General features: G+C 62.4%; 25 protein-coding genes and 1 tRNA gene. 9 read left to right on the top strand and 17 right to left on the bottom strand.

Annotated elements, in window-relative coordinates; translation table 11 throughout:
• Positions 1 to 374: 374 nt before the first annotated feature.
• From M2D63_RS00790 to cysG, 6 genes are all read left to right on the top strand, one after another.
• Positions 375 to 2,888, top strand: a complete 2,514-nt coding sequence (locus M2D63_RS00790) for a DNA translocase FtsK (RefSeq protein ID WP_405308845.1) — start codon at positions 375 to 377, stop codon at positions 2,886 to 2,888.
• Positions 2,889 to 2,950: 62 nt separating this feature from the next.
• Positions 2,951 to 3,574: an outer membrane lipoprotein chaperone LolA gene (gene lolA / locus M2D63_RS00785; RefSeq protein ID WP_285860784.1), complete on the top strand. Its 624-nt coding sequence runs from the start codon at positions 2,951 to 2,953 to the stop codon at positions 3,572 to 3,574.
• A gap of 18 nt (positions 3,575 to 3,592) precedes the next feature.
• The gene (locus M2D63_RS00780) at positions 3,593 to 4,918 is read left to right on the top strand and encodes a replication-associated recombination protein A (RefSeq protein ID WP_285860782.1); all 1,326 of its coding nucleotides are present in this window, start codon (positions 3,593 to 3,595) and stop codon (positions 4,916 to 4,918) included.
• Positions 4,915 to 5,289, top strand: coding sequence for a fluoride efflux transporter CrcB (gene crcB / locus M2D63_RS00775; RefSeq protein WP_285860781.1), 375 nt, complete (start codon positions 4,915 to 4,917; stop codon positions 5,287 to 5,289). Before M2D63_RS00780 ends, crcB begins: the two co-directional genes overlap by 4 nt.
• Before the next feature lie 17 nt (positions 5,290 to 5,306).
• The gene (gene serS / locus M2D63_RS00770) at positions 5,307 to 6,587 is read left to right on the top strand and encodes a serine--tRNA ligase (protein ID WP_285860780.1); all 1,281 of its coding nucleotides are present in this window, start codon (positions 5,307 to 5,309) and stop codon (positions 6,585 to 6,587) included.
• A complete protein-coding gene (gene cysG / locus M2D63_RS00765) occupies positions 6,588 to 7,976 on the top strand; it encodes a siroheme synthase CysG (protein ID WP_285860779.1) in 1,389 nt (462 codons plus the stop codon).
• 86 nt (positions 7,977 to 8,062) lie between these two features.
• Here the strand turns inward: cysG and M2D63_RS00760 are convergent, their stop codons facing one another.
• The 8 genes from M2D63_RS00760 to M2D63_RS00725 all read right to left on the bottom strand — a co-directional run bounded on the left by M2D63_RS00760 (position 8,063) and on the right by M2D63_RS00725 (position 14,020).
• Complete coding sequence (locus M2D63_RS00760) at positions 8,063 to 9,025, bottom strand: glutathione S-transferase family protein (RefSeq protein ID WP_285860778.1); 963 nt, start codon at positions 9,023 to 9,025, stop codon at positions 8,063 to 8,065.
• A gap of 100 nt (positions 9,026 to 9,125) precedes the next feature.
• Complete coding sequence (locus M2D63_RS00755) at positions 9,126 to 10,118, bottom strand: glycosyl transferase family protein (RefSeq protein WP_285860777.1); 993 nt, start codon at positions 10,116 to 10,118, stop codon at positions 9,126 to 9,128.
• Positions 10,115 to 10,450: a TusE/DsrC/DsvC family sulfur relay protein gene (locus tag M2D63_RS00750; protein WP_285860776.1), complete on the bottom strand. Its 336-nt coding sequence runs from the start codon at positions 10,448 to 10,450 to the stop codon at positions 10,115 to 10,117. The genes M2D63_RS00755 and M2D63_RS00750 overlap by 4 nt, the downstream gene beginning before the upstream one ends.
• Positions 10,447 to 10,746: a sulfurtransferase complex subunit TusB gene (gene tusB, locus M2D63_RS00745; protein WP_285860775.1), complete on the bottom strand. Its 300-nt coding sequence runs from the start codon at positions 10,744 to 10,746 to the stop codon at positions 10,447 to 10,449. Before tusB ends, M2D63_RS00750 begins: the two co-directional genes overlap by 4 nt.
• The gene (gene tusC / locus M2D63_RS00740) at positions 10,746 to 11,105 is read right to left on the bottom strand and encodes a sulfurtransferase complex subunit TusC (protein WP_285860774.1); all 360 of its coding nucleotides are present in this window, start codon (positions 11,103 to 11,105) and stop codon (positions 10,746 to 10,748) included. Before tusC ends, tusB begins: the two co-directional genes overlap by 1 nt.
• Position 11,106: 1 nt before the next feature.
• Positions 11,107 to 11,499 carry a sulfurtransferase complex subunit TusD gene (tusD, locus tag M2D63_RS00735; RefSeq protein WP_285860773.1) on the bottom strand — a complete coding sequence of 131 codons (393 nt, stop codon included), beginning with the start codon at positions 11,497 to 11,499 and terminating at the stop codon, positions 11,107 to 11,109.
• A gap of 105 nt (positions 11,500 to 11,604) precedes the next feature.
• Positions 11,605 to 12,984 carry a nucleobase:cation symporter-2 family protein gene (locus tag M2D63_RS00730; RefSeq protein WP_285860772.1) on the bottom strand — a complete coding sequence of 460 codons (1,380 nt, stop codon included), beginning with the start codon at positions 12,982 to 12,984 and terminating at the stop codon, positions 11,605 to 11,607.
• Positions 12,985 to 13,348: 364 nt separating this feature from the next.
• Entirely contained in the window at positions 13,349 to 14,020 is a 672-nt protein-coding gene (locus M2D63_RS00725) for a Bax inhibitor-1/YccA family protein (protein ID WP_285860771.1), read from the bottom strand.
• A 121-nt stretch (positions 14,021 to 14,141) separates the two neighbouring features.
• On the opposite strand from M2D63_RS00725, the gene M2D63_RS00720 reads away from it, so the two are divergent.
• A tRNA-Ser gene (locus M2D63_RS00720) sits at positions 14,142 to 14,229 on the top strand.
• Positions 14,230 to 14,350: 121 nt separating this feature from the next.
• On the opposite strand, the gene M2D63_RS00715 is transcribed toward M2D63_RS00720, so the two are convergent.
• The 9 genes from M2D63_RS00715 to M2D63_RS00675 all read right to left on the bottom strand — a co-directional run bounded on the left by M2D63_RS00715 (position 14,351) and on the right by M2D63_RS00675 (position 21,004).
• Positions 14,351 to 15,520 (bottom strand): Arm DNA-binding domain-containing protein, encoded by a 1,170-nt coding sequence (locus M2D63_RS00715; protein WP_285860770.1) that lies wholly within the window; start codon positions 15,518 to 15,520, stop codon positions 14,351 to 14,353.
• A gap of 446 nt (positions 15,521 to 15,966) precedes the next feature.
• A complete protein-coding gene (locus M2D63_RS00710; RefSeq protein WP_285860768.1) occupies positions 15,967 to 16,329 on the bottom strand; it encodes a hypothetical protein in 363 nt (120 codons plus the stop codon).
• 49 nt (positions 16,330 to 16,378) lie between these two features.
• The gene (locus M2D63_RS00705) at positions 16,379 to 16,522 is read right to left on the bottom strand and encodes a hypothetical protein (RefSeq protein ID WP_285860767.1); all 144 of its coding nucleotides are present in this window, start codon (positions 16,520 to 16,522) and stop codon (positions 16,379 to 16,381) included.
• Between the two features lie 49 nt (positions 16,523 to 16,571).
• Positions 16,572 to 19,298 carry a toprim domain-containing protein gene (locus M2D63_RS00700; RefSeq protein ID WP_285860888.1) on the bottom strand — a complete coding sequence of 909 codons (2,727 nt, stop codon included), beginning with the start codon at positions 19,296 to 19,298 and terminating at the stop codon, positions 16,572 to 16,574.
• Between the two features lie 11 nt (positions 19,299 to 19,309).
• Positions 19,310 to 19,555: a hypothetical protein gene (locus M2D63_RS00695; RefSeq protein WP_285860766.1), complete on the bottom strand. Its 246-nt coding sequence runs from the start codon at positions 19,553 to 19,555 to the stop codon at positions 19,310 to 19,312.
• A 72-nt stretch (positions 19,556 to 19,627) separates the two neighbouring features.
• On the bottom strand, positions 19,628 to 20,002 hold the full coding sequence (locus tag M2D63_RS00690) for a hypothetical protein (RefSeq protein ID WP_285860765.1): 375 nt from the start codon (positions 20,000 to 20,002) through the stop codon (positions 19,628 to 19,630).
• Complete coding sequence (locus M2D63_RS00685) at positions 19,999 to 20,292, bottom strand: ogr/Delta-like zinc finger family protein (protein WP_285860764.1); 294 nt, start codon at positions 20,290 to 20,292, stop codon at positions 19,999 to 20,001. Before M2D63_RS00685 ends, M2D63_RS00690 begins: the two co-directional genes overlap by 4 nt.
• Positions 20,289 to 20,762 carry a YmfL family putative regulatory protein gene (locus M2D63_RS00680; protein WP_285860763.1) on the bottom strand — a complete coding sequence of 158 codons (474 nt, stop codon included), beginning with the start codon at positions 20,760 to 20,762 and terminating at the stop codon, positions 20,289 to 20,291. Before M2D63_RS00680 ends, M2D63_RS00685 begins: the two co-directional genes overlap by 4 nt.
• Before the next feature lie 29 nt (positions 20,763 to 20,791).
• On the bottom strand, positions 20,792 to 21,004 hold the full coding sequence (locus M2D63_RS00675; RefSeq protein WP_285860762.1) for a DNA-binding protein: 213 nt from the start codon (positions 21,002 to 21,004) through the stop codon (positions 20,792 to 20,794).
• A gap of 84 nt (positions 21,005 to 21,088) precedes the next feature.
• Here M2D63_RS00675 and M2D63_RS00670 point away from each other — a divergent pair, with 84 nt between their 5' ends.
• Entirely contained in the window at positions 21,089 to 21,418 is a 330-nt protein-coding gene (locus M2D63_RS00670; protein ID WP_285860761.1) for a helix-turn-helix domain-containing protein, read from the top strand.
• A gap of 151 nt (positions 21,419 to 21,569) precedes the next feature.
• A complete protein-coding gene (locus M2D63_RS00665) occupies positions 21,570 to 22,064 on the top strand; it encodes a WYL domain-containing protein (RefSeq protein WP_285860760.1) in 495 nt (164 codons plus the stop codon).
• The last annotated feature ends 65 nt before the right edge of the window (positions 22,065 to 22,129 follow it).

The following is a 22,129-nucleotide window of genomic DNA, read 5'->3' as shown; positions in this document are numbered from 1 at the left end:
CTGCGGCCGCTTCGCGCCCGATCGCAGCCTGGCGGCAGCTCCCACAGATACCCTGCAATCACAGGCAGCCTGCAATCATTGTGGGAGCTGGCGTAGCCTGCGATGCAGGCACCGCATGGCAACTGGCACCGCGCTGATGCCATCGCCGGCTGCGCCGGCTCCCACAGGCTTAACTGCCTTGTCTGGCAACTTGCAGGGGCATTTGTTGTCACACCTGCATAAAAACCCCTTATAAGCCTTTGTCACAAAAGAAAATGCGTGCTCAAATTGCTATATAGGAAATTGGCCCCCGTTTACGCTTCCTTCTGGCGTGCCGCCATGGCGGTAGGCGGGCAGTAATGTTAAAAGTAGTGGTTTGCTGACTGTTTGATTGGATCAATCACTGTTGGACGCGCCCTAAGCGCAGGAATAGAAGCGTTTTGAAGAAATCCACCGCAACACCGAATCCCTTGCCTGTGCCGCTCTGGCGCCAGCAGCTGCATTATCGCCTCAAGGAAGGCGCGCTGATCGCCATGGGTGCGTTGTGCCTGTACCTGTGGATGGCGCTGCTGACCTACGATCAGTCCGACCCCGGCTTCAGCCACACCAGCAACGTCGACCAGGTGCAGAACGCCGCGGGCCGCGCCGGTGCCTATTTCGCCGACATCCTGTTCATGGTGCTGGGTTATTTCGCCTATATCTTCCCGTTGCTGCTGGCGGTCAAGACCTGGCAGATCTTCCGCGAGCGTCACCAGCCCTGGCAGTGGAGCGGCTGGCTGTTTTCCTGGCGCCTGATCGGCCTGGTGTTCCTGGTGCTGTCGGGCGCGGCGCTGGCCCACATCCATTTCCATTCGGCTGCCAGCCTGCCGGCCTCGGCCGGTGGCGCGCTGGGTGAAAGCCTCGGCGACCTGGCCCGCAACGCCCTGAACGTGCAGGGCAGCACCCTGATGTTCATTGCCCTGTTCCTGTTCGGCCTGACGGTGTTCACCGACCTGTCCTGGTTCAAGGTCATGGACGTTACCGGCAAGATCACCCTCGATCTGTTCGAAGTGTTCCAGGGCGCCGCCAACCGCTGGTGGGCCGCGCGCAACGAGCGCAAGCGCCTGGTGGCACAGCTGCGCGAAGCCGACGCACAGGACTACGCAGTGGCGGCCCCCGCGGTGTCTGAACGCCGTGAACAGCCCAAGGCCAGGGAGCGCATCGTCGATCGCGACCCGCCGCTGAGCAAACCGGTTGTCGAGCGCGAGCAGCCGCCAGCACCCGCTCCGGTCCAGGCTCCCGCCCCAGTCGCAGCCCCAGCTCCCGCTCCGGTGATCATGCCGACCCCGGCCCCGGCCAGGGCCCCCGAGCCGAGCAAGCGCGTGCAGAAGGAAAAACAGGCGCCGTTGTTCGTCGACAGCGCCATTGAAGGCACCTTGCCACCGATCTCGATCCTCGACCCTGCCGAGAAGAAGCAGGTCAACTACTCGCCGGAATCCCTGGCCGGGGTTGGCCAGCTGCTGGAAATCAAGCTCAAGGAATTCGGTGTCGAAGTCTCGGTGGACTCCATCCACCCGGGCCCGGTCATTACCCGATACGAAATCCAGCCCGCCGCCGGGGTCAAGGTCAGCCGTATCGCCAACCTTGCCAAGGACCTGGCGCGGTCCCTGGCGGTGACCAGCGTGCGCGTGGTCGAGGTGATTCCGGGCAAGACCACCGTCGGTATCGAAATTCCCAACGAAGACCGGCAGATCGTGCGGTTCTCCGAGGTGCTTTCGTCGCCGCAGTACGACGAAGCCAAGTCGCCGGTCACCATGGCCCTGGGTCACGACATCGGCGGCAAGCCGGTGATCACCGACCTCGCCAAGATGCCGCACCTGCTGGTGGCCGGTACCACCGGTTCCGGTAAGTCGGTGGGCGTCAACGCCATGATCCTGTCGATCCTGTTCAAGTCGGGTCCCGAAGACGCCAAGCTGATCATGATCGACCCGAAAATGCTCGAGCTGTCGATCTACGAAGGCATTCCGCACCTGCTCTGCCCGGTGGTCACCGACATGAAGGACGCCGCCAACGCCCTGCGCTGGAGCGTGGCCGAGATGGAGCGGCGCTACAAACTGATGGCGGCCATGGGTGTGCGTAACCTGGCCGGCTTCAACCGCAAGGTCAAGGACGCCGAGGAAGCCGGCGAGCCGATCTACGACCCGATGTTCCGCCGCGAAAGCATGGACGACGTGCCGCCGGAGCTGAACACCCTGCCGACCATCGTCGTGGTGGTGGACGAATTCGCCGACATGATGATGATCGTCGGCAAGAAGGTCGAAGAACTGATCGCCCGTATCGCCCAGAAGGCCCGTGCCGCGGGTATCCACCTGATTCTCGCCACCCAGCGGCCGTCGGTGGACGTGATCACCGGCCTGATCAAGGCCAACATCCCGACCCGTATGGCCTTCCAGGTATCGAGCAAGATCGACTCGCGGACCATCATCGACCAGGGCGGTGCCGAGCAATTGCTCGGCCACGGTGACATGCTCTACATGCCGCCGGGCACCAGCCTGCCGATCCGTGTGCATGGCGCCTTCGTCTCCGACGACGAGGTCCATCGTGTGGTCGAGGCCTGGAAACTGCGCGGTGCGCCGGACTACAACGACGACATCCTCAACGGCGTCGAAGAGGCCGGCAGCGGCTTCGACGGCGGCGGTGGCGGCGGTGGTGATGGCGACGATGCCGAAACCGACGCCCTGTACGACGAAGCCGTGCAGTTCGTCCTCGAAAGCCGCCGGGCCTCCATCTCCGCCGTGCAGCGCAAGCTGAAGATCGGCTACAACCGCGCAGCGCGGATGATCGAGGCCATGGAAATGGCCGGCGTGGTCACCCCGATGAACACCAACGGCTCGCGGGAAGTGATCGCCCCGGGCGGCCCACGCGATTGATCAACACCTTGCCGGACGCCAAGGGTGGCGTTCGGCCCATTCACTGCTCAACGAGGATTTCCATGCGCGCGATTCGCATGTTGTTGGTTTCTGCCCTGGCGCTGGGTTCGGCATCGGCGTTCGCCGGTGAGGCCGACGTGGCGCGCCTGACCAAGCTGCTGGAAAGCTCCAGGACCATCGAGGCACGTTTTTCCCAGCTGACCCTGGATGCCAGCGGCACCAGCCTGCAGGAAACCGCCGGACAGATGTCGGTGCAACGTCCCGGCCTGTTCTACTGGCACACCGATGCGCCGCAGGAGCAAGTGGTCGTCTCCGACGGCAAGACCGTCACCCTGTGGGACCCGGACCTGGAACAGGCGACTATCAAGAAGCTCGACCAGCGCCTGACCGAGACCCCGGCACTGTTGCTGTCTGGCGATGTGTCGAAGATCAGCCAGAGCTTCGACATCACCTCCAAGCAGCAGGGCGAGGTCATGGACTTCACCCTCAAGCCGAAGACCAAGGACACCCTGTTCGATTCGCTGCGCCTGTCGTTTCGCAAGGGCCTGGTCAATGACATGCAGCTGATCGACAGTGTCGGCCAGCGCACCAATATCCTGTTCACCGGGGTGAAGGCCAACGTGGCGATCCCGGCGAGCAAGTTCAAGTTCGATATCCCCAAGGGTGCGGATGTCATCTCCGAGTAAGAGGTCGTAGCGCCGCCCATGGATCTGTTTCGTAGCGAACCCGTAGCCCAGCCCCTGGCCGCGCGCCTGCGCCCGGCCAACCTGGACGAGTACGTCGGCCAGGAGCACCTGCTGGCCCGCGGCAAGCCGCTGCGCGAGGCACTGGAGCAGGGCGCGCTGCATTCGATGATCTTCTGGGGCCCGCCCGGGGTCGGCAAGACCACCCTGGCGCGGCTGCTGGCGCAGTTTTGCGATGCCCACTTCGAAACCGTCTCGGCGGTGCTGGCCGGAGTCAAGGAGATCCGCCACGCGGTGGAAATCGCCAAGCAGCAGGCCGGGCAGTACGGGCGACGCACCATCCTGTTCGTCGATGAAGTGCACCGCTTCAACAAGTCCCAGCAGGACGCCTTCCTGCCGTACGTGGAAGACGGCACGCTGATCTTCATCGGCGCCACCACCGAGAACCCCTCGTTCGAACTCAACAACGCACTGCTGTCGCGGGCGCGGGTCTATGTGCTGAAAAGCCTCGACGAGCCGGCCTTGCACAAGCTGGTGCAGCGCGCCCTCACAGAAGAGCGCGGACTGGGCAAGCGCCAGCTGAGCCTGGGCGATGAGGCGTTCAAGATGCTCATGGCCGCCGCCGACGGCGATGGCCGGCGCATGCTCAACCTGCTGGAAAACGCCTCGGACCTGGCCGAAGACGGCGGCGAAATCGGTGTCGAGTTGCTGCAAAGCCTGCTCGGCGACAGCCGCCGGCGCTTCGACAAGGGTGGCGAGGCCTTCTACGACCAGATCTCGGCGCTGCACAAGTCGGTGCGCGGCTCCAACCCCGATGGCGCGCTGTACTGGTTCGCGCGCATGCTCGACGGCGGCTGCGATCCGCTGTACATCGCCCGCCGGGTGGTGCGCATGGCCAGCGAGGACATCGGCAATGCCGACCCCCGCGCCCTGAGCCTGTGCCTGGCGGCCTGGGATGTGCAGGAACGCCTGGGCAGCCCCGAAGGCGAGCTGGCGGTGGCCCAGGCCATCACCTACCTGGCCTGCGCGCCGAAAAGCAACGCGGTGTACATGGGCTTCAAGACCGCCCTGCGCGAAGCTGCCGAACACGGTTCGCTGGAGGTGCCGCTGCACCTGCGCAACGCCCCGACCAAGCTGATGAAGCAGCTGGGCTATGGCGACGAGTACCGCTATGCCCACGACGAGCCGGACGCCTATGCCGCCGGTGAAGACTACTTCCCCGACACCCTCGAGCCGCGCCAGTACTACCAGCCGGTGCCACGCGGGCTGGAGCTGAAGATCGGCGAGAAGCTCAGGCACCTGGCCGAGCTGGACCGCAAGAGCCCGCGGCAACGGAGAAAGCCATGATTGCCGTGATCGCCGCGGTCAGCGCCGGCGGCATTGCCGGCACCGTGCTGCGCTTTGCCACCGCCAATTGGGTCAACGCCCACTGGCCACGCCACTTCTATCTCGGTACGCTTGCGGTCAATCTGATTGGCTGCCTGCTGATCGGCCTGCTATACGGGTTATTTCTACATCGCCCGCTGGTGCCGGTCGAATTGCGCGCGGGCCTGATCGTCGGTTTTCTCGGCGGTCTTACAACATTTTCATCCTTTTCACTGGATACCGTGCGCCTGCTTGAAAGCGGGCAGGCGCCGCTGGCCTTCGGTTATGCCGGGATCAGCGTATTCGGCGGGCTGCTCGCAACCTGGGCCGGCCTGTCATTGACCAAATTCTGAACCAACGAGAGAACGACATGCTCGATTCCAAACTGTTACGCGGCCAACTTCAGGAAGTGGCGGACCGCCTGGCCTCCCGTGGCTTCAGCCTGGATGTCGCGCGCATCGAGGCCCTGGAAGAACGCCGCAAGGTGGTGCAGACCCGTACCGAGCAACTGCAGGCCGAGCGTAACGCCCGTTCCAAATCCATCGGCCAGGCCAAGGCCCGTGGCGAAGACATCGCCCCGCTGATGGCGGACGTGGAGCGCATGGCCGCTGAGCTGGCCAGCGGCAAGGTCGAGCTGGACGCCATCCAGGCCGAACTGGACGCCATCCTGCTGGGCATTCCCAACCTGCCGGACGCAAGCGTGCCGGTCGGTGCCGATGAAGACCACAACGTCGAAGTGCGTCGTTGGGGCACCCCGCGTAGCTTCGATTTCGAGATCAAGGACCACGTCGCCCTCGGCGAGCTGAGCGGCGGCCTGGACTTCGAAACCGCCGCCAAGCTGTCGGGCGCCCGTTTCGCCCTGCTGCGCGGTCCGATCGCCCGTCTGCACCGCGCCCTGGCGCAGTTCATGATCAACCTGCACACCAGCGAGCACGGCTACGAAGAGGCCTACACCCCGTACATGGTCCAGGCCCCGGCGCTGCAAGGCACCGGCCAGCTGCCCAAGTTCGAGGAAGACCTGTTCAAGATCAGCCGCGACGGCGAGGCCGACTTCTACCTGATCCCGACTGCCGAAGTGTCGCTGACCAACATCGTCGCCGGCGAGATCCTCGACGCCAAGCAGCTGCCGATCAAGTTCGTCGCCCACACCCCGTGCTTCCGCAGCGAAGCCGGCGCCTCGGGCCGCGACACCCGCGGCATGATCCGCCAGCACCAGTTCGACAAGGTCGAGATGGTCCAGATCGTCGAGCCGGACAAATCCATGGAAGCCCTGGAAGGCCTGACCGCCAACGCCGAGCGCGTACTCCAGGCCCTGGAGCTGCCTTACCGAGTACTGGCACTGTGCACCGGCGACATGGGCTTCAGTGCGGTCAAGACCTACGACCTGGAAGTCTGGGTGCCGAGCCAGGACAAATACCGCGAGATCTCCTCGTGCTCCAACTGTGGCGACTTCCAGGCCCGCCGCATGCAGGCGCGCTGGCGCAACCCGGAAACCGGCAAGCCGGAGCTGGTCCACACCCTGAACGGTTCGGGCCTGGCGGTCGGTCGCACCCTGGTGGCGGTGCTGGAGAACTACCAGCAGGCCGACGGTTCGATCCGTGTGCCGGAGGTACTCAAGCCGTACATGGGTGGCCTGGAGGTCATCGCCTAAATGGAATTCCTGCCGCTGTTCCACAAACTGCGCGGCAGCCGGGTGCTGGTGGTCGGCGGAGGCGAGATTGCCCTGCGCAAATCGCGTCTGCTGGCCGATGCCGGGGCCGTGTTGCGGGTGGTCGCGCCCGAGATCGAAGCGCAACTGGCCGAGCTTGTCCGGCACAGCGGTGGTGAAATCCAGAGCCGTGGCTACCAGCCGGACGACCTCGACGGTTGCCAGCTGATCATCGCCGCCACCGACGACCCGACGCTCAATGCCCAGGTCTCGGCCGATGCCCACCAGCGCTGCGTACCGGTCAACGTGGTCGATGCGCCGGCGCTGTGCTCGGTGATCTTCCCGGCCATCGTCGACCGTTCGCCACTGGTGGTGGCCGTGTCCAGTGGCGGCGATGCGCCGGTGCTGGCACGGCTGATCCGGGCCAAGCTGGAAACCTGGATCCCGGCCGCCTATGGCGAACTGGCCGGGTTGGGCGCGCGTTTTCGCGACAAGGTCAAGGCCCTCTACCCGGACGTCAACCAGCGTCGCGGCTTCTGGGAAGATGTGTTCCAGGGCCCGATCGCCGAGCGTCAGCTGGCCGGGCAGGGCGCCGAAGCCGAGCGTTTGCTGCAGGCCAAGATCGACGGCGCCAGCGCGCAGGCGCCGGGTGAGGTGTACCTGGTGGGCGCGGGCCCGGGCGATCCGGACCTGCTGACCTTCCGTGCCCTGCGCCTGATGCAGCAGGCCGATGTGGTGCTCTATGACCGCCTGGTGGCCCCGGCGATCATCGAGATGTGCCGCCGTGATGCCGAGCGCATCTACGTCGGCAAGCGCCGCGCCGAGCATGCCGTGCCCCAGGAGCAACTCAACCAGCTGCTGGTGACCCTGGCCCGCCAGGGTAAGCGCGTGCTGCGCCTGAAGGGCGGTGATCCGTTCATCTTCGGCCGTGGTGGTGAGGAGATCGAGGAACTGGCCGAGCAGGGCATTCCCTTCCAGGTGGTGCCGGGCATCACGGCGGCCAGCGGTTGCTCGGCCTATGCCGGGATTCCGCTGACCCACCGCGATTATGCCCAGTCGGTACGCTTCGTCACCGGCCACCTCAAGGACGGCACCAGCAACCTGCCCTGGCATGACCTGGTGGCGCCGGCCCAGACCCTGGTGTTCTACATGGGTCTGGTGGGCTTGCCGACCATCTGCGCCGAGCTGATACGCCATGGCCGCGCCGCCGATACCCCGGCGGCGCTGGTGCAGCAGGGCACCACGCCGAACCAGCGGGTGTTCACCGGTACCCTGGCCGACCTGCCGGCGCTGGTGGCCGAGCATGAAGTCCATGCGCCGACCCTGGTGATCGTTGGCGAAGTGGTCCAGCTGCGTGACAAGCTGGCCTGGTTCGAAGGCGCCCAGTCCTAGAGCGCATCGCGGGGCAAGCCCGCTCCCACAGAGGATTCAGGCATGGCCAGGTCTCTGTGGGAGCGGGCTTGCCCCGCGAAGAGGCCCTAACGGCCACCCCAGATCCCACGCCCCACCAGCCGCTCCCGATCATGCGCCACAGTGAAATCCTGCAATGGCCCCTTGGGCACGATGCCATTCGGGTTGATGGTCTTGTGGCTCATGTAATAGTGCTTCTGGATATGCTCGAAATTCACCGTCGCGGCCACCCCCGGCCACTGATACAGCTCCCGTAGCCAGTTCGACAGGTTCGGATAATCGGCCAGGCGCCGCAGGTTGCACTTGAAGTGCCCGTGGTACACCGCATCGAAGCGCACTAGCGTGGTGAACAGCCGCCAGTCAGCTTCGGTCAGGTATTCACCGGCCAGGTAGCGCCGCTCGCCCAGGTGCCGCTCCAGGCAATCCAGCTCGGCAAACAACCCATCGAACGCCTGCTCGTACGCCTGCTGCGAGGTGGCGAAGCCTGCGCGGTACACGCCGTTGTTGATGGCCGGATAGATCCGCTCGTTGAGCGCATCGATCTCGGCTCGCAGCGGCTCGGGGTAGAGGTCCAGGGTGTTGCCGGTCAACTCATCGAAGGCATGGTTGAAGATGCGGATGATCTCCGACGACTCGTTGTTGACGATGCGCTGCGCCTGCTTGTCCCACAGCACCGGCACCGTGACCCGGCCGCTGTAGTGCGGGTCGTCGCGGGTGTAGCGCTGATGCAGGAAATCCAGCTGATCGAGCTTGTCGCCGGTGGAGCCCTGGTGCTTGTCGAAGGTCCAGCCATGCTCGCCCATCAACCAGCTGACCACCGACACGTCGATCAGGTTTTCCAGGCCCTTGAGCTTGCGAAAGATCAGGGTGCGGTGCGCCCAAGGGCAGGCCAGGGACACGTAAAGGTGATAGCGACCGGCCTCGGCGGCGGGCAGGGGATTGCGCCGTTGTGCCTGCTCGCGCTGGAAGGCGCCGTCCTTGCTGCTTTGGTACCACTGGTCTTGCCAGCGGCCGTCGATCAACAGACCCATGATGCGTTCCTCGGCAAACGTTCGAATATAGCACCCAGTGTACGGGGCTGGATTCGAACGAAAAGCGCAAAGTCCGGGCCTGTTTGATCGAGTCAGTCGATCAGTTGCGCGAATCCCAATAACGGCGGGCTTGGGCAAACGCCTCGTCACGGGATTGACCCAGGCCGCGCAGGGCCAGGGCCATGGTCGCGACCACGGCCAGTTCGCCGTAGCTGTCCTGCGCCTCACCATGCCATACCGACAGCAGGTGCGCCGGTTCCAGGCTCGCCGGTTTGACATGGCGACGGGCCGCCAGGGCCGGCCATTCTTCATCCCAGGCCTCGCCGCCTGCCGTGCCGTACAAATGGCTTTCGGTGTCCGGGTTGATCTCGATCTCGCCGCCGTCGCCCTTGACCACGATCGCCGTGTCGCCGAGCAGACGGCTGGCCTCGCGGTGCACCGCCTGGTAGCCGGGGTGGAAGATGCTCTGCAGGCCGCAACGAGCGCCCAGCGGGTTGAGTACCCGGGCCAGGGAGTGGATCGGCGAGCGCAGGCCCAGGGTGTTGCGCAGGTCGATCATCCGTTGCAGGCGCGGGGCCCAGTCGTGCAGCGGGATAAAGGCCAGCTGCTGGCTGTCCAGTGCCTGTGCGACGGCCTGCCAGTCACGGCACAGTGGAATCTGCAGCAGGTCCAGCACCTGCTCGGTGTACAGCCGCCCGGCGGTGTGCGCGCCGCCGCCGTGCAGCAGGATACGTACGCCATTGGCGGCCAGGCACTTGGCGGCCAGCAGGTACCAGGGCAGGTGACGCTTCTTGCCGGCGTAGCTCGGCCAGTCCAGGTCCACGGCAATGGCCGGCGCCTGCACGCGCTGGCGCAAGGCTTCGGTGAAACCGGCCAGTTCCTCGGCGCTTTCCTCCTTGTGCCGCAGCAGCATCAGGAACGCGCCCAGCTGGGTTTCCTCGACCTCGCCGTCGAGCAGCATGCCCATGGCCTCACGGGCCTCTTCGCGGGTCAGGCCGCGGGCGCCACGCTTACCCTTGCCGAGAATGCGCACGAACTGGGCAAAGGGGTGTTCGGCCGGGGTTTCGATGATCAGCGGACGAGGGTCGGTCATATGCAGTTGGTCGGCTTGGGCAGGCCCGCGAGCTTCGCGGCGAGTTTGGCGGGAGTGCCTTTGAACAGACGGTTCAGGTGCATACTGTTGCCTTTCTCCGGGCCCAGCTTGAGCGCGGTGTACTTGATCAGCGGGCGGGTGGCCGGCGACAGCTCGAACTCCTGGTAGAAAGCGCGCAACAGGTTCAGCACCTCCCAGTGTTCCGCGGTCAGCTCGATCTGCTCGTGGCTCGCCAGTGCCTGGGCGACCTCGTCGGACCAGTCATCGAGCTCGACCAGGTAGCCATCCTTGTCCAGGGCGATACTGCGCCCAGCAACGGTAAGCGCATTCATAGCCAGCTGTTGACCTTGTCGTAGTCCAGTGACAGCGCCACGAAGGCCGGGTAGTCGATGGCCTGGACGGCATCGTCGACAACGATGGCGCGGGCCTGCAGGTCTTCTTCAAGGGCGAACAGGCGGCCTTGCAGCTGGCGCGCCTGCAGGCTGGCCAGGGGCTCGCTGCCGGGTTGCAGGGCATACACCGCATCGCCGCAGAGCAGCAGGCCGTCCTGGCTGCCGAGCAGGCGCAGGCAGCTATTCAGGCGATTGTCGCCAAAGGGCGAATGGGAAATCACGTGCAGGGTGCTCATCAGAGGGTCACCACCTGGTCGAAACGGTCGATCAACGCGGCCAGTGCGGCGTCGTCCAGCACCTGCACCGGCAGGCTCAGGCTGTCAGCGGCGAGGCCGCGCTCCTGCAAGCTGCTGGTGGCGGCGAAGAGCTCTTCGACGCCGAACATCGGCAGCGCCTGCAGGTTGGCGGCGAGGTTCTTCTGCTGCACCTGGGCCGGCTGCTGGCCGGGGGCGAGCTGGAACACGCCGTCATCGAGAAACAGCATGCCCAGGGGCAGGTCGAAGGCACCGCCGGCCAGGGCGATATCCAGCGCCTCGCGGGCGGACGGGCCGGCCCAGGGCGCCTGACGGCTGATGATCAGCAAGGACTTGGCCATCTCAATCGCCTCCAAAGCAGATCAGGCGGTCGGCGCTTTGCGCCCCTTCGTGCAATTGGCCCAGGCCCGACAACTCCCAGGGCGCCGGCAGATTCACCGCCGGGCGCTGGTAGCGTTGGGCTTCCTCGGCATTGAGCACGCCACGGCGCAGGGCGGCGGCGATGCACACCACCGCATCGAGTTGCTGCTCGCTGATGAAGGCGCGCCACTGGGCAGCGACGTCCACTTCATCCTGGGGCGCAACCACGTTGGCCGAGGCGCTGTGCACGCCGTCCTGATAGAAAAACAACCGGACAATCTCATGCCCGCCGGCCAGTGCCGCCTGGGCAAAGCGCAGGGCGCGGCGCGAGGAGGGCGCATGGGCCGGAGAAAAAACCGCAATGGCGAACTTCATGGAAGGCTCATTCAGCAAAACTGCGCCAATCATAAAGCAAAAAGCCCGCAGCATCATGCCGCGGGCTCGTGTAGGAGCGGGCTAGCCCCGCGAAGGCCTAAAACCTCAAGCCTTCTCTTTATGCTCAGGCAAGAACCAGTTCAACACCAGGGCACAGATCCCCCCGGTCGCCACCCCCGACTCCAGCACATTGCGCAGCGCCGACGGCATATGGGCCAGAAACTCCGGCACCTGCGCCACACCCAGGCCCAGGGCCAGCGACACCGCGATAATCAGCAGTGCACGACGGTCCAGGTTGATGCTGGCGAGGATATTGATCCCCGACGCCGCCACCGCCCCGAACATCACCATGGCCGCGCCACCGAGCACCGGCTCCGGCACCGCCTGGATCACCCCGGCAACGCTCGGGAACAGGCCCAGAATCACCAGCATGGCGGCAATCCACACACCGATATGGCGGCTGGCGATGCCGGTCAGCTGAATCACCCCGTTGTTCTGGGCGAAGATCGAGCTCGGGAAGGTATTGAACACCCCGGCCAGCAGCGAATTGGCGCCGTTGACCAGCACACCGCCCTTGATCCTTTGCATCCACAGCGGGCCTTCGACCGGCTGGCGCGACACCTTGCTGGTGGCGGTGACATCACCGATGGCTTCCAGCGAGGTCACCAGGTAGATCACCAGCATCGGAATGAACAGCGCCCAGGAGAAGCCCAGGCCGAAATGCAGCGGCATCGGCACCTGGAACAGCTCGGCTTCGTGCATGCCGGTGAAGTCCAGGCGACCCAGGTAACCGGCCAGGGCGTAGCCCACGGCCAGGGCGATGACGATGGCGCAGCTGCGCATCCACACCAGTGGAATACGGTTGAGCACCACGATAATTGCCAGCACCACACCCGACAGCAGAAGGTTCTCGCCGTTGGCGAAGGTGCCGTTGCCCATGGCGGTGAAACCGCCGCCCATGCTGATCAGGCCGACCTTGATAAGCGTCAGGCCGATCATCAGCACCACGATACCGGTCACCAGCGGCGTGATCAGGCGTTTGACGAAAGGCAGGATGCGCGAAATGCCCATCTCCACGAAGGAACCTGCGATCACCACACCGAAAATTGCCGCCATCACGCCTTCCACCGGCGTACCTTGCTTGACCATCAGCGCGCCACCGGCGATCAGCGGCCCGACAAAGTTGAAACTGGTGCCCTGGACAATCAGCAGCCCGGCGCCGAACGGCCCGAAGCGCCGGCACTGGACGAAAGTGGCGATCCCGGAAATCACCAGCGACATCGACACAATCAGGTTGGTATCTCGTGCCGACACACCCAGCGCCTGGCAGATCAGCAGCCCTGGCGTCACGATCGGCACAATGATCGCCAGCAGATGCTGCAACGCCGCCAGCATGGCGATCAGCGGTCGTGGCCGGTCCTCAAGGCCGAGAACCAGTTCATTGGGCTGCGCGACGGCGCCGGGCCCTTGCTCGATTGAACTCATGGGAATACTGCCCCGGAAGAAAAAAGGAGCGCATTCTACGGGCCAGAACCCGTTTGGGGTAGTACAAGCACCTCACCTGTGGGAGCAACAGTCTTTGTGGGAGCTGGCGAAGCCTGCGATCGACTGCACAGCAGTCGCAATCCGGCCACCTCGTTGGCTCAGATGTACCGAGGCGGTCTGGTTTTACGGCCGCTTCGCGCCCGACCGCAGCCTATCGGCAGCTCCCACAGAGTCCGGGGCATGCCGGGAACCCTTGTGGGAGCTGGCGAAGCCTGCGATGCAAGGCAACGCCTTGCCACCTCTATACGACATCCACAAAAAAGCCCGCCGAAGCGGGCTTTCTCACAAGCAGGTTACCAACCGATCAGTCATCCCGACCCATCAAGCCGAACAGCTGCAGCAGGCTGACGAACAGGTTGTAGATCGACACATACAGGCTGATGGTCGCCATGATGTAGTTACGCTCGCCACCGTGGATGATCGCGCTGGTCTGGAACAGAATGCAGACCGACGAGAACAGCACGAAACCGGCGCTGATCGCCAGCTGCAGGCCGCTGATCTGGAAGAACAGGCTGGCCAGCACCGCACCCATCAGGACGAAGAAACCGGCGGTGATGAAACCACCGAGGAAGCTCATGTCCTTGCGGGTGATCAGCACATAGGCCGACAGGCCGCCGAACACCAGGGCAGTCATGGCGAAAGCCGAACTGACCACCTCGGCGCCACCGGCCATGCCCAGGTAACGGTTGAGGATCGGGCCGAGGATGAAGCCCATGAAACCGGTGAGGGCGAAGGTGGACACCAGGCCCCAGACCGAGTCACGCAGCTTGTTGGTGAGGAAGAACAGACCGTAGAAGCCGATCAGCACCACGAACACGTTCGGGTAGCCGACGCGCATCTGCTGCGCGACGAAGGCCATGACGCCACTGAAGGCGAGGGTGATCGCCAGCAGCCCGTATGTATTGCGCAGGACCCGGCTGACCTCTTGCTGCTCGACCTGCAAGCCGTGATTGACGGCGTAATCCTGTTCGCGCATGGCGACACTCCTGTGGGTTTGAAACGTTCAGATGCAAAGATCATATCAGAGCCTTGGAAAGCGGCCACATAGAGAGTTTGACAGCTTGTTTCATTTCGGTATCATGGCGCCCGCAATACGAGGAAGCGTGGCCGAGTGGTTTAAGGCAACGGTCTTGAAAACCGTCGATGGGCAACTATCCTAGAGTTCGAATCTCTACGCTTCCGCCATATAAGTGCCTGATTTCATTGGTGTTTCTCTTAGGCGACCCCTCAAAAGGGAACGTTTTGGGAACATTTTGGGAATGGCGGGCAGAAAGAAGGGGCCTTTACGGCCCCTTTTTTCATTTTCTCAGCTCAACTTGAGCGCCTGGTTCAACAATCCCACCACATCCGGTCCGTCCTCGCTGATCCACTTCGCATAGTGCCTGAAGATCATGGCCGTCGACGTGTGCCCCATCTGGTCCGCAATCCACTCTGGCGTGGCCAGTCCGCTGCTCAGCATCTGGCTGGCGAAGGTGTGCCGGCAGGTGTTCGGACCGCGCTGGCGAACACCGGCCTTCTCCAGGTGCGTGATCCACCATCCATGCCGCAGAACGTCCGAGGACCGGTATGGCTCACCTGTGGCGCTGTTGTGGAAGACAAACCGCACACGCTGCTCGCGTATCGTTCGGTTGTCACGATCAACGACCTCGATCAACTCCGCTGGCAGGTTCCTGGTGAACTGTTCCTGAGCCTGCAACGCGCGAAGGGAAGGTGCGAGCAGCTTGACCTTGCGCGTTGAGCGCCGTGTCTTGGTCACCTTGTACTGTCCGGCGACTCGCGCACGGCGGATCTCAACGGTACCAGAGGCCAGGTCGACATCCTCCCAGGCCAGGGCAATTGCTTCGCTGACCCTCGGGCCGGACCAGATCATGTACTGCGACAGGTTGATTTCCTGCTGCCTATCTGTCGGGTACCCAAGAATCGCGTCGATCTCTTCCCGGGTGAACGGGTCGGGATCGTCAGCATCCGGCAGAGAAATCGTAATGCCATCGGTAGGGTCGAACGCCGATCGATTTCGTGTGCGGTACAGCCGAAAGATCTGCCGCAGGTGGCTGACGATTTCCCGCACGGTCTTGTTGTGCAGCTCGGGCATCAGCACGGACTGCACCCAGTGCTGAATATCCAAGTGGTCGATCCGGTCTGCCTGCAGAGCACCCCAGCGCGGCCGAATGTGCTTCTCGGTACGGCTGCGGTACATGGCAAATCCACTGGCCGCCATCTGGTTGCGTTTGATCTCAAGCCACAGGTCGATGTAGTGGCCCAGCGTATTGGTTTTGATCCGAGGCGAATCCGGGAAGTGCCGGGCATAGCTGAACGTCCCGGCCTCGATCTCGTAGTTGATGATCCCGACCAGCCGCTCGGCGTTGGCCAGGTTCGCGGGCGAGGCATTGCCCGGGAGCGTCTCCCGGCACAGCTCGCCCTGGTAACGGAAATATACGCGGACATGGTTGCCACGTACTTCAACGCCATCTGCCATTTGCTTTGCCACTCAGAACAAAATAACGGCCCAGTGTATGGGCCGTGATCAAAGAAAGGTCCATTGCAGGGCCTAGAAGATGTAAGCCAAGTTTCTGGCTGTATGTGTCCTGGACATGAACTGTCAGCGGCCACTACGCCGGCTTCCTTGAGCTCTTTTGGCGGCTATGTTTTCCATATAAGTCGCCCATTCAGCGGTTTTGCGTTGCTGGCGGATCTGGCTACATGCGGCGTGTGTCCGGGTCGCACGATACTTTCCGCAAATGTCGCACAGGTTTGGCAGGTCCAGTGAGTGGGATGCCAGGCGAGGGCGGGCAGAGGGGGATGTGGTAGCCTGTGCAGCGCTGGCCTTGGCGGGTTGTACTTGCATGGTGCTTCTCCTTGGGGTTGGTCAGGTGCTGGGGAGTTGCCGCTCCCCAGCACTTTCTTTTTCCGGCCTGGCCGGTGTCAGCTGAGGCGGTACTGCTTACCGCCCTCGATCACGTAGAAATCCACATCTCGCAGGCGGTACAGGCCACCTGGGCCGCCGTGGACGAAGAAGTCGTCGTAGGGTGGTTTGCCGACCAGGACCGGGAAAAGCTTGGTGGCCTGGTGGGCGTACTCGCTGTTTTTCTTGATCAGGGCATACAGCTGTTGTCCGATAGGGCGGCAGCCGTCTGGTCCGTGCGCAGCCTCAAAGCCGAGCCAAGCGTTGCGCGTTTCCAGGTTCTGGAACTCCGTGGCGCCGCGTGACAAGTCGTAGCCGCGTGGCGTAGCCCAGTCTTCGAAGGCGAATAGCAATTCCAGATTCTCAGCGGGTTGGTCGTTCATGGTGCTTCTCCTCGGATACCCAGGCTTTACGGCGCCCGGGCAGCAGATATCAATGGAGCAGGGTGGTCAGCAGATCAGGAACGGCGTAGCCAACCGCCGTCAGCAGGGCCAAAGTCAGTCCGCTGGCCACCAAAGTGGTTAGCGTTTCGCGCCGGCTGGGGTGGTACGGCTCGTCATGGTCCTCATTGCGCATGGTGCTTCTCCTTGTGTTGATACCTGGGCGTTGCCGCGCCCGGGTAGGGTTAGCTGGCCTTGAAGGTCCAGCATTTCACCGTAGTGCTGCGCTGATTCGCAGCGTTGTTACGGTTGTTGAAGGCGGCGCGCACGGCGCTGTCGACGGCTCGATTGCTTTCAATAAATGGCCGTGACCGGCTGTTGCGCAGCAGGGTGCGCAAGGTGGCCACATCGGCCAGCTTTTGTTTGTGCTCGGCGGCGCGCTCGCAGAAGTCATTGAGGTTGATGGCGACCAGGTCGTCTTTTTTGCTGTGGTTGACCACAGGTTCATCACTGAGCGATTCCAGGTACTCAAACACCTCCCAGAACTCAGCTACTTCCTTCGGATCTGCGTTTACGTCGTGTTGGCGGGCAACGGCCATGCAGGTCAGCTCACGCTGAACGGCTGCATGCTGGCGATCGTTCATCGGCACGATCTCCCTCAGCGCATCCACCAAGGCCATAAGCTGGGCGTGGTTCTTGATGAGGCGCTCGATGCGGATTTCGCGTAGCTCCCGTAGGGCTTGCTCATGCACCTTGACCTGCTTACGAAACGTCTCCATGACCTGTTGTTCGGCCTTGGCCGCCATCAGCAGAAAATGGCTCACTTCGCTGGCCTGCAGGTGGTTGAGGTTGTCAGCTGCGGCGCGACTGTTGCTGGTGACCTCCGGGCGAACAAAATGCAGTTTCACGATGCGGGTGAGGATTGCCTCGGATGCCGCCACGCTGGCGTTCTGGCTGAACACCATGGTTGCGCGAAAGGGGGGAGCGTTGGTGTCGTTGCCACCATTCTTCACGCCGGTGAGGCCGAGGCCGCGACCGTTGAACAAGGGCTTGAACTGGTCGAAGTCAAACGCCTTGCCCGCCGAGCCCTCGGCATCGCTGCGGTCGGCTTCCAGCATGACGATAGGCATGCCGGCGGTCTGGCTTAGCCAGCGGCGCAGGCCAGCCTTGGTCATCTTGATCGGGTCGTCGCCTTCTTCGTCCTGACGGCCGAGCAGCTTCCACAGGAACATCAGCAGAGTGGACTTACCGGCACCGGCCTCACCGGTCACTTCCAGGAAAGGGAAGGACTGGAACTCGGCGCGAATCTGTTCAGCGAACAGCGAGCCGAACCAGAAGGCGAGGGCGATCACGCCCTGAGTGTTGAAGCAGGTCCACAGCCAGTTGAACCACTCGGCCTGGTAAGCGGAGGCATCGCGGTTGATCTCAAGCTTGATCGACTTTTGCAGCGACTTCAGGCGCAGGCCCTTGAACTCGAAATAGTCCTCGGCGTTGGCCTGCTCAAGCACCCCGCCGCGCACGGCCAGGTCACCGAACACGTAGCAGCCGTGCTCTTTGCTGTAGCCGAGGTAGTCGATGGTTTTCACCGTCTTCAGCCCGAACAGCTGGTTCTGCATGATGCGATCGAGCTGGGAGCCGGTACCGGTAAACACAGCACCCGCCGCCATACCGAGCAGGCGTTTCTTGAACTCGCTGGCAGCAGCCACCTGGCCACCGGTGAAGGTGTTCAGGACACTCGGTTCGTCATGCGGGAAGTCGACGCGAAAGTAGTACCAGGACTCGTCCGTCACTTCATTGCGCTGGAAGTACAGCGCCTGTGGGTTGCAGTTGGCGATCTCTATCACCGCGCCGCACTGGCGCAGGGCCTTATCACGGCGTTGCTTGTCGTTGAGCAACACGTCTTCGTGGCGCTCGGATTCCTCCAGGTGCTGCATGGACTTGTTGAACTTATCCAGGTCCATTTTGAACCAGTAGAGGCGGTTCTCGAACGTGAAGTGAAACTCATGGCGCTCACGCCATTCGTACATCAGCGCGCCTTTCTCGGCAGCGGACTCGGCCAACAGCAGACTGCCGTGGTGACGGGCTTCACGAATTTCATGATCAACCTGGTCGAGGCGTTTGGCGGTGTCGTCGACGAAGGCCCAGCGTTGATGTAGATCGTTCCAGTCGACCTTGCGGCCACGCTGCGGAATCTGCGCAGCCTCGCATTTGTAGCCGAGCTCGCGGGCAAGGTTGGCGTGCTTACGAGTGAAGAAGTGTGCGCCGGGCTCATTGTCCAGTCCCCAGACCAACGTGGGTAGTTTCTTGCCAGCGTTGGTACAGGACGTGGCCAGTGCCTTGAGTGACTCGAAAGGGAATGCTCCCGAGCTCATTGCCGCCACAGCATCAAGGCCGTTGTGCAGCAAGGCGATAGCGTCGAAAACGCCTTCCACGATCCACAGTTCCTGGACTTCCAGCAGGTCCAGGCCGGGTGGGCACCACCAGTAGCCCTTGGGCGACTGGCCAGGGGCGAAGCGGGCTTTCTTCTTACCGAATCGATGCGGTTGATCGATCAGGCGCTCCCAATAGCCACCTTTCTCCAGGGCAAAGCGCACTGTCGCGCTGCCAATGCCAAGCTCACGATCCCAATAGTTTTCTTGGGAGTACCACCCCTTGACGAGGCTCAGGTCGAATCCTCGGGCGAATTGTAGATAGGCGTCGGCAGAGGCGCGGGGAGCCTCCTGGGTAGACGGATAGCGTTTGCTGTAATCGTCGAACAGGTCGTCGAACAGCTCTTTGACGTGCCATTGCTCGCCGCACTTGCTCTCGCGACCGCACTTAATGAACCAGGGTTCATCCTGGCGCGAGTACAGCTCCTTCTTGCCGCAGCTCGGGCAGGTGCCCTGGCGTAGGTACTGAGTGCCTGCCCGTGGCTTCAGCCCGTATCGGTCCTGAAGACGCCGCAGTACTTCGCTGCGCAGTTGCTGTTCCATTGGTTTGTGGTTCACTGGGCACGCTCCGTCGCGCAGGCGTCGAGCTGCTTCTTCAACTCACTGCGAGTACGGCAGATGCCAGCAAGGTGCGGCAGATCTAGCAGCACCTTGGGGCCGCGCTCGCCACTGGGCACATGGCGATAGCGATCGGAGTACCAGACTTCGGCCATGGTGGTGTCGTACTGGCTGTTGAGCCACTGCAGGTAGTGCTTCGCCTGCTGCTCGTTCAGCTTCAGTTGGAGGGTGATCTTGCTCATTTCGGCCACCGGTTAGATGCAGTTTCCCCTTACCCACGCAAATCGGGGCATCAGGAAAGGGGTTTGATCGGGTTACTTCGAGGTGTTCAGCGGTTGCCGTATGCGCCGAGGTAGGTGGCGCGCCGGCACCTGATGCCGCTCTTGAGTGGCGGTATCGAGCAGGATCAGACGTGCCCAGAAGATCCCGCTGGTGGCGCATACGCCTAGGAGCCGCAAACGCCCGGTGGTCTTGCTTTCAAACTCGGCGACTGCCAACTCGGCGATTCGTTGCGCCAGATGGTCAGGGACCTCAAGCGACTGGCACAGGTACTGAGTGCAGTTCTCCAGCACCTGATGGTCGCCGGTAAGATGTAAGCCTTCTCGGCGAAACAGGAACGCCACGGCCGCCTGCTGCATCGCCGCGCGGTAGTCGGTTTCAGGGTTCAAGGTCAGGGCTACGGCGTTCATGCGGTGGCTACCTCCATGTCCAGTTGGTCCAGCAAATCGGGCTGGTCGGCGGCAGACTTCATCGCCTGGCGACGCATCACGACCGGGGCGACCGGCAACTGCACAGCCGGATTGGCCATGCCGCTCGGGCTCATTTCGTGGGTCATTTCGAACTGGGCGCGTACCGACCAGCCGCAGGCTTCGTTGGTGCATTGCAGGTAAGCCACGCGAAGGAAAATGTGCGTGCCTTCGCTGGTACGGATCCGCATGCGCTGGTTGCAGTGAGGACAGACGAGCTTGTAGGTGCTCACTGGGCACCCCCTTCACTGTGCAACTGGATCGTGGCAATCACCTCCGCATGGCGAGCGGCCTGGTACTGGCGGTGCGCTTGCAGGATGGCTTTGGCCTCAGCTTCTTCAATGACGTTATCGGCAAGGGCCTTGGCGATGATCTGGTCGACTACACCACGCTTGGCGGCAGTGTTCACCGAGCGGGTATACAGTTCGACGTTGTCCAGTGTGTCGGGCACAGCCAGTGGTACATAAAGGCCGCCGTAGAGGTTGGCAATGAACTCCGGCAGGAATGTTGTGCCGGCATCACGCTCCAACAGGTGGACCTGGTCGTAGCTCAATGGGCGGCTGCCAGCATTTTCGTAGACATGGTTGTCGAACCGCTTCAGCTCGTAACCCAAGCGGGCTGCGGCACATTCACGGCCACCTGGGAAAGCGCAGACCACTGCACTTACAACTTGGCGCAGGGTTTCTAGAACTGGTCGCTTCATGTTCTGGTTTCCTCCATGAGCCAGGGGGCTTAGTTTGTGGGCGATCCGTCTTTGATGCCGAGTAGTACGGCGGCGCGGTGTGCCTCACCTCGCAGACATTTCTTTTGGCCGTTGAGCACGGCGTAGACGGTGGACGGATGGAGGCCGTGCTCGACGGCGAAGTCCTTGACTGAAATACCTCGAAGTTCCAGGCGCGTTCTCGCGGCCTGACGCGCTTGCTCGGGTGCGTAGGTGGCGTGCATAGTTCAGATTCGTGTGATTTCGCGTAGTGATGCGATGATGTTGGTTCAAATAATTGAACCTGTCAATGATTGAGGTTCAAAAATATGTCCATCGGTGAACGGCTGAAGGAAGAAAGGTCGCGCCTGGGGCTCAGCCAGACTGACTTAGGTGCAGCTGGCGGTGTAGGAAAAACCACCCAGATTAACTATGAGAAAGGTGCCGGCAGCCCAGATGCGAAGTACTTGGCTGCAGTCGAGCCGCTGGGAATCGATGTGCTCTACGTCGTGACGGGAGAACACAAAGCGCTCCCGAACACGTGCTTGAGCCGTGAAGCGAGTAGGTTTTTTGAGGTCTATCAGCAGGTGGCTGAATCTGATCGAGAAGTGCTGTTCCGAACGGCACTGGCGTTTGCGAAGTCTCGCTCAGCTTCGTAGGTAAAGGGGCTCGGTCACTTGCCGGGGCGTGCTGTGCAATGGAAGTGATCCAGGCCATAGTGGGCAGCGGATTGTCGAGGGCGGTGCGCAAATCTGAGCCGCATCAGTGCTACGTAGGCGGCAATTCAACGAAAAGGATAGTTGGGAAGGTATGGATACGTTGATAGGCCTGTTGGTCTTGGCTGCTGCCGTTGCAGTGTTTGTAGGGATGGTACGACGTACAAACACCAAAGGGCGTGAGTTAGAACGCCAAACGAATAGTAAACCCTGGCTCACCAATCGTCCGACGTTACTCACGAAGCAGCAACGGAAGACGCTAAATAGTTCGGAACAGAAAAAAACCCAAATAAGCAATAGTCCAGAAGCTGTTCAGCTTGAGCCACGGCCCGCCAAAAAAATTACTCGTGCTATCCGTACGGGTTGGAGCATGGGGAAGGTGGAGTTCAGATATAAGGATGCGAAAGGCGAGATCACTAACCGAACCGTCACGGTCCATGCAATTACCAGAACCTACCTCAAAGGTGAATGCCATAGCCGCCAGGCTGAACGCACATTTCGTATTGCTCGAATAATTGGTGACCTCACAGACTGTGAGACAGGTGAAATAATCAGCCCTGAAAAATGGGTAGAAGAAAATGCATTGTAACAAAGAAACTAGCAGATGCGTGATACCTTGTAAGTGGCCCTGAATAATTAACAGGGCTTGCTTAA

Source organism: Pseudomonas sp. BJa5 (genome assembly GCF_030272875.2).
Taxonomy (GTDB): domain Bacteria; phylum Pseudomonadota; class Gammaproteobacteria; order Pseudomonadales; family Pseudomonadaceae; genus Aquipseudomonas.
The sequence above is the reverse complement of the archived record's forward strand: the minus strand, read 5'-3'. Positions and strand labels throughout refer to the sequence as shown.

Excerpts from the sequence above, each read along its gene's own strand:
- M2D63_RS00700 (WP_285860888.1), bottom strand. The coding sequence starts at position 19,298 with ATGGAACAGCAACTGCGCAGCGAAGTACTGCGGCGTCTTCAGGACCGA.
- M2D63_RS00670 (WP_285860761.1), top strand. The coding sequence starts at position 21,089 with ATGTCCATCGGTGAACGGCTGAAGGAAGAAAGGTCGCGCCTGGGGCTC.
- M2D63_RS00695 (WP_285860766.1), bottom strand. The coding sequence starts at position 19,555 with ATGAGCAAGATCACCCTCCAACTGAAGCTGAACGAGCAGCAGGCGAAG.
- M2D63_RS00705 (WP_285860767.1), bottom strand. The coding sequence starts at position 16,522 with ATGCGCAATGAGGACCATGACGAGCCGTACCACCCCAGCCGGCGCGAA.
- tusC (WP_285860774.1), bottom strand. The coding sequence starts at position 11,105 with ATGGCCAAGTCCTTGCTGATCATCAGCCGTCAGGCGCCCTGGGCCGGC.
- M2D63_RS00755 (WP_285860777.1), bottom strand. The coding sequence starts at position 10,118 with ATGACCGACCCTCGTCCGCTGATCATCGAAACCCCGGCCGAACACCCC.
- lolA (WP_285860784.1), top strand. The coding sequence starts at position 2,951 with ATGCGCGCGATTCGCATGTTGTTGGTTTCTGCCCTGGCGCTGGGTTCG.
- tusD (WP_285860773.1), bottom strand. The coding sequence starts at position 11,499 with ATGAAGTTCGCCATTGCGGTTTTTTCTCCGGCCCATGCGCCCTCCTCG.
- M2D63_RS00710 (WP_285860768.1), bottom strand. The coding sequence starts at position 16,329 with ATGAACGACCAACCCGCTGAGAATCTGGAATTGCTATTCGCCTTCGAA.
- M2D63_RS00760 (WP_285860778.1), bottom strand. The coding sequence starts at position 9,025 with ATGGGTCTGTTGATCGACGGCCGCTGGCAAGACCAGTGGTACCAAAGC.
- serS (WP_285860780.1), top strand. The coding sequence starts at position 5,307 with ATGCTCGATTCCAAACTGTTACGCGGCCAACTTCAGGAAGTGGCGGAC.
- M2D63_RS00690 (WP_285860765.1), bottom strand. The coding sequence starts at position 20,002 with ATGAACGCCGTAGCCCTGACCTTGAACCCTGAAACCGACTACCGCGCG.
- M2D63_RS00665 (WP_285860760.1), top strand. The coding sequence starts at position 21,570 with ATGGATACGTTGATAGGCCTGTTGGTCTTGGCTGCTGCCGTTGCAGTG.
- M2D63_RS00780 (WP_285860782.1), top strand. The coding sequence starts at position 3,593 with ATGGATCTGTTTCGTAGCGAACCCGTAGCCCAGCCCCTGGCCGCGCGC.
- M2D63_RS00715 (WP_285860770.1), bottom strand. The coding sequence starts at position 15,520 with ATGGCAGATGGCGTTGAAGTACGTGGCAACCATGTCCGCGTATATTTC.
- crcB (WP_285860781.1), top strand. The coding sequence starts at position 4,915 with ATGATTGCCGTGATCGCCGCGGTCAGCGCCGGCGGCATTGCCGGCACC.
- M2D63_RS00675 (WP_285860762.1), bottom strand. The coding sequence starts at position 21,004 with ATGCACGCCACCTACGCACCCGAGCAAGCGCGTCAGGCCGCGAGAACG.
- M2D63_RS00725 (WP_285860771.1), bottom strand. The coding sequence starts at position 14,020 with ATGCGCGAACAGGATTACGCCGTCAATCACGGCTTGCAGGTCGAGCAG.
- cysG (WP_285860779.1), top strand. The coding sequence starts at position 6,588 with ATGGAATTCCTGCCGCTGTTCCACAAACTGCGCGGCAGCCGGGTGCTG.
- M2D63_RS00750 (WP_285860776.1), bottom strand. The coding sequence starts at position 10,450 with ATGAATGCGCTTACCGTTGCTGGGCGCAGTATCGCCCTGGACAAGGAT.
- M2D63_RS00730 (WP_285860772.1), bottom strand. The coding sequence starts at position 12,984 with ATGAGTTCAATCGAGCAAGGGCCCGGCGCCGTCGCGCAGCCCAATGAA.
- M2D63_RS00680 (WP_285860763.1), bottom strand. The coding sequence starts at position 20,762 with ATGAAGCGACCAGTTCTAGAAACCCTGCGCCAAGTTGTAAGTGCAGTG.
- tusB (WP_285860775.1), bottom strand. The coding sequence starts at position 10,746 with ATGAGCACCCTGCACGTGATTTCCCATTCGCCCTTTGGCGACAATCGC.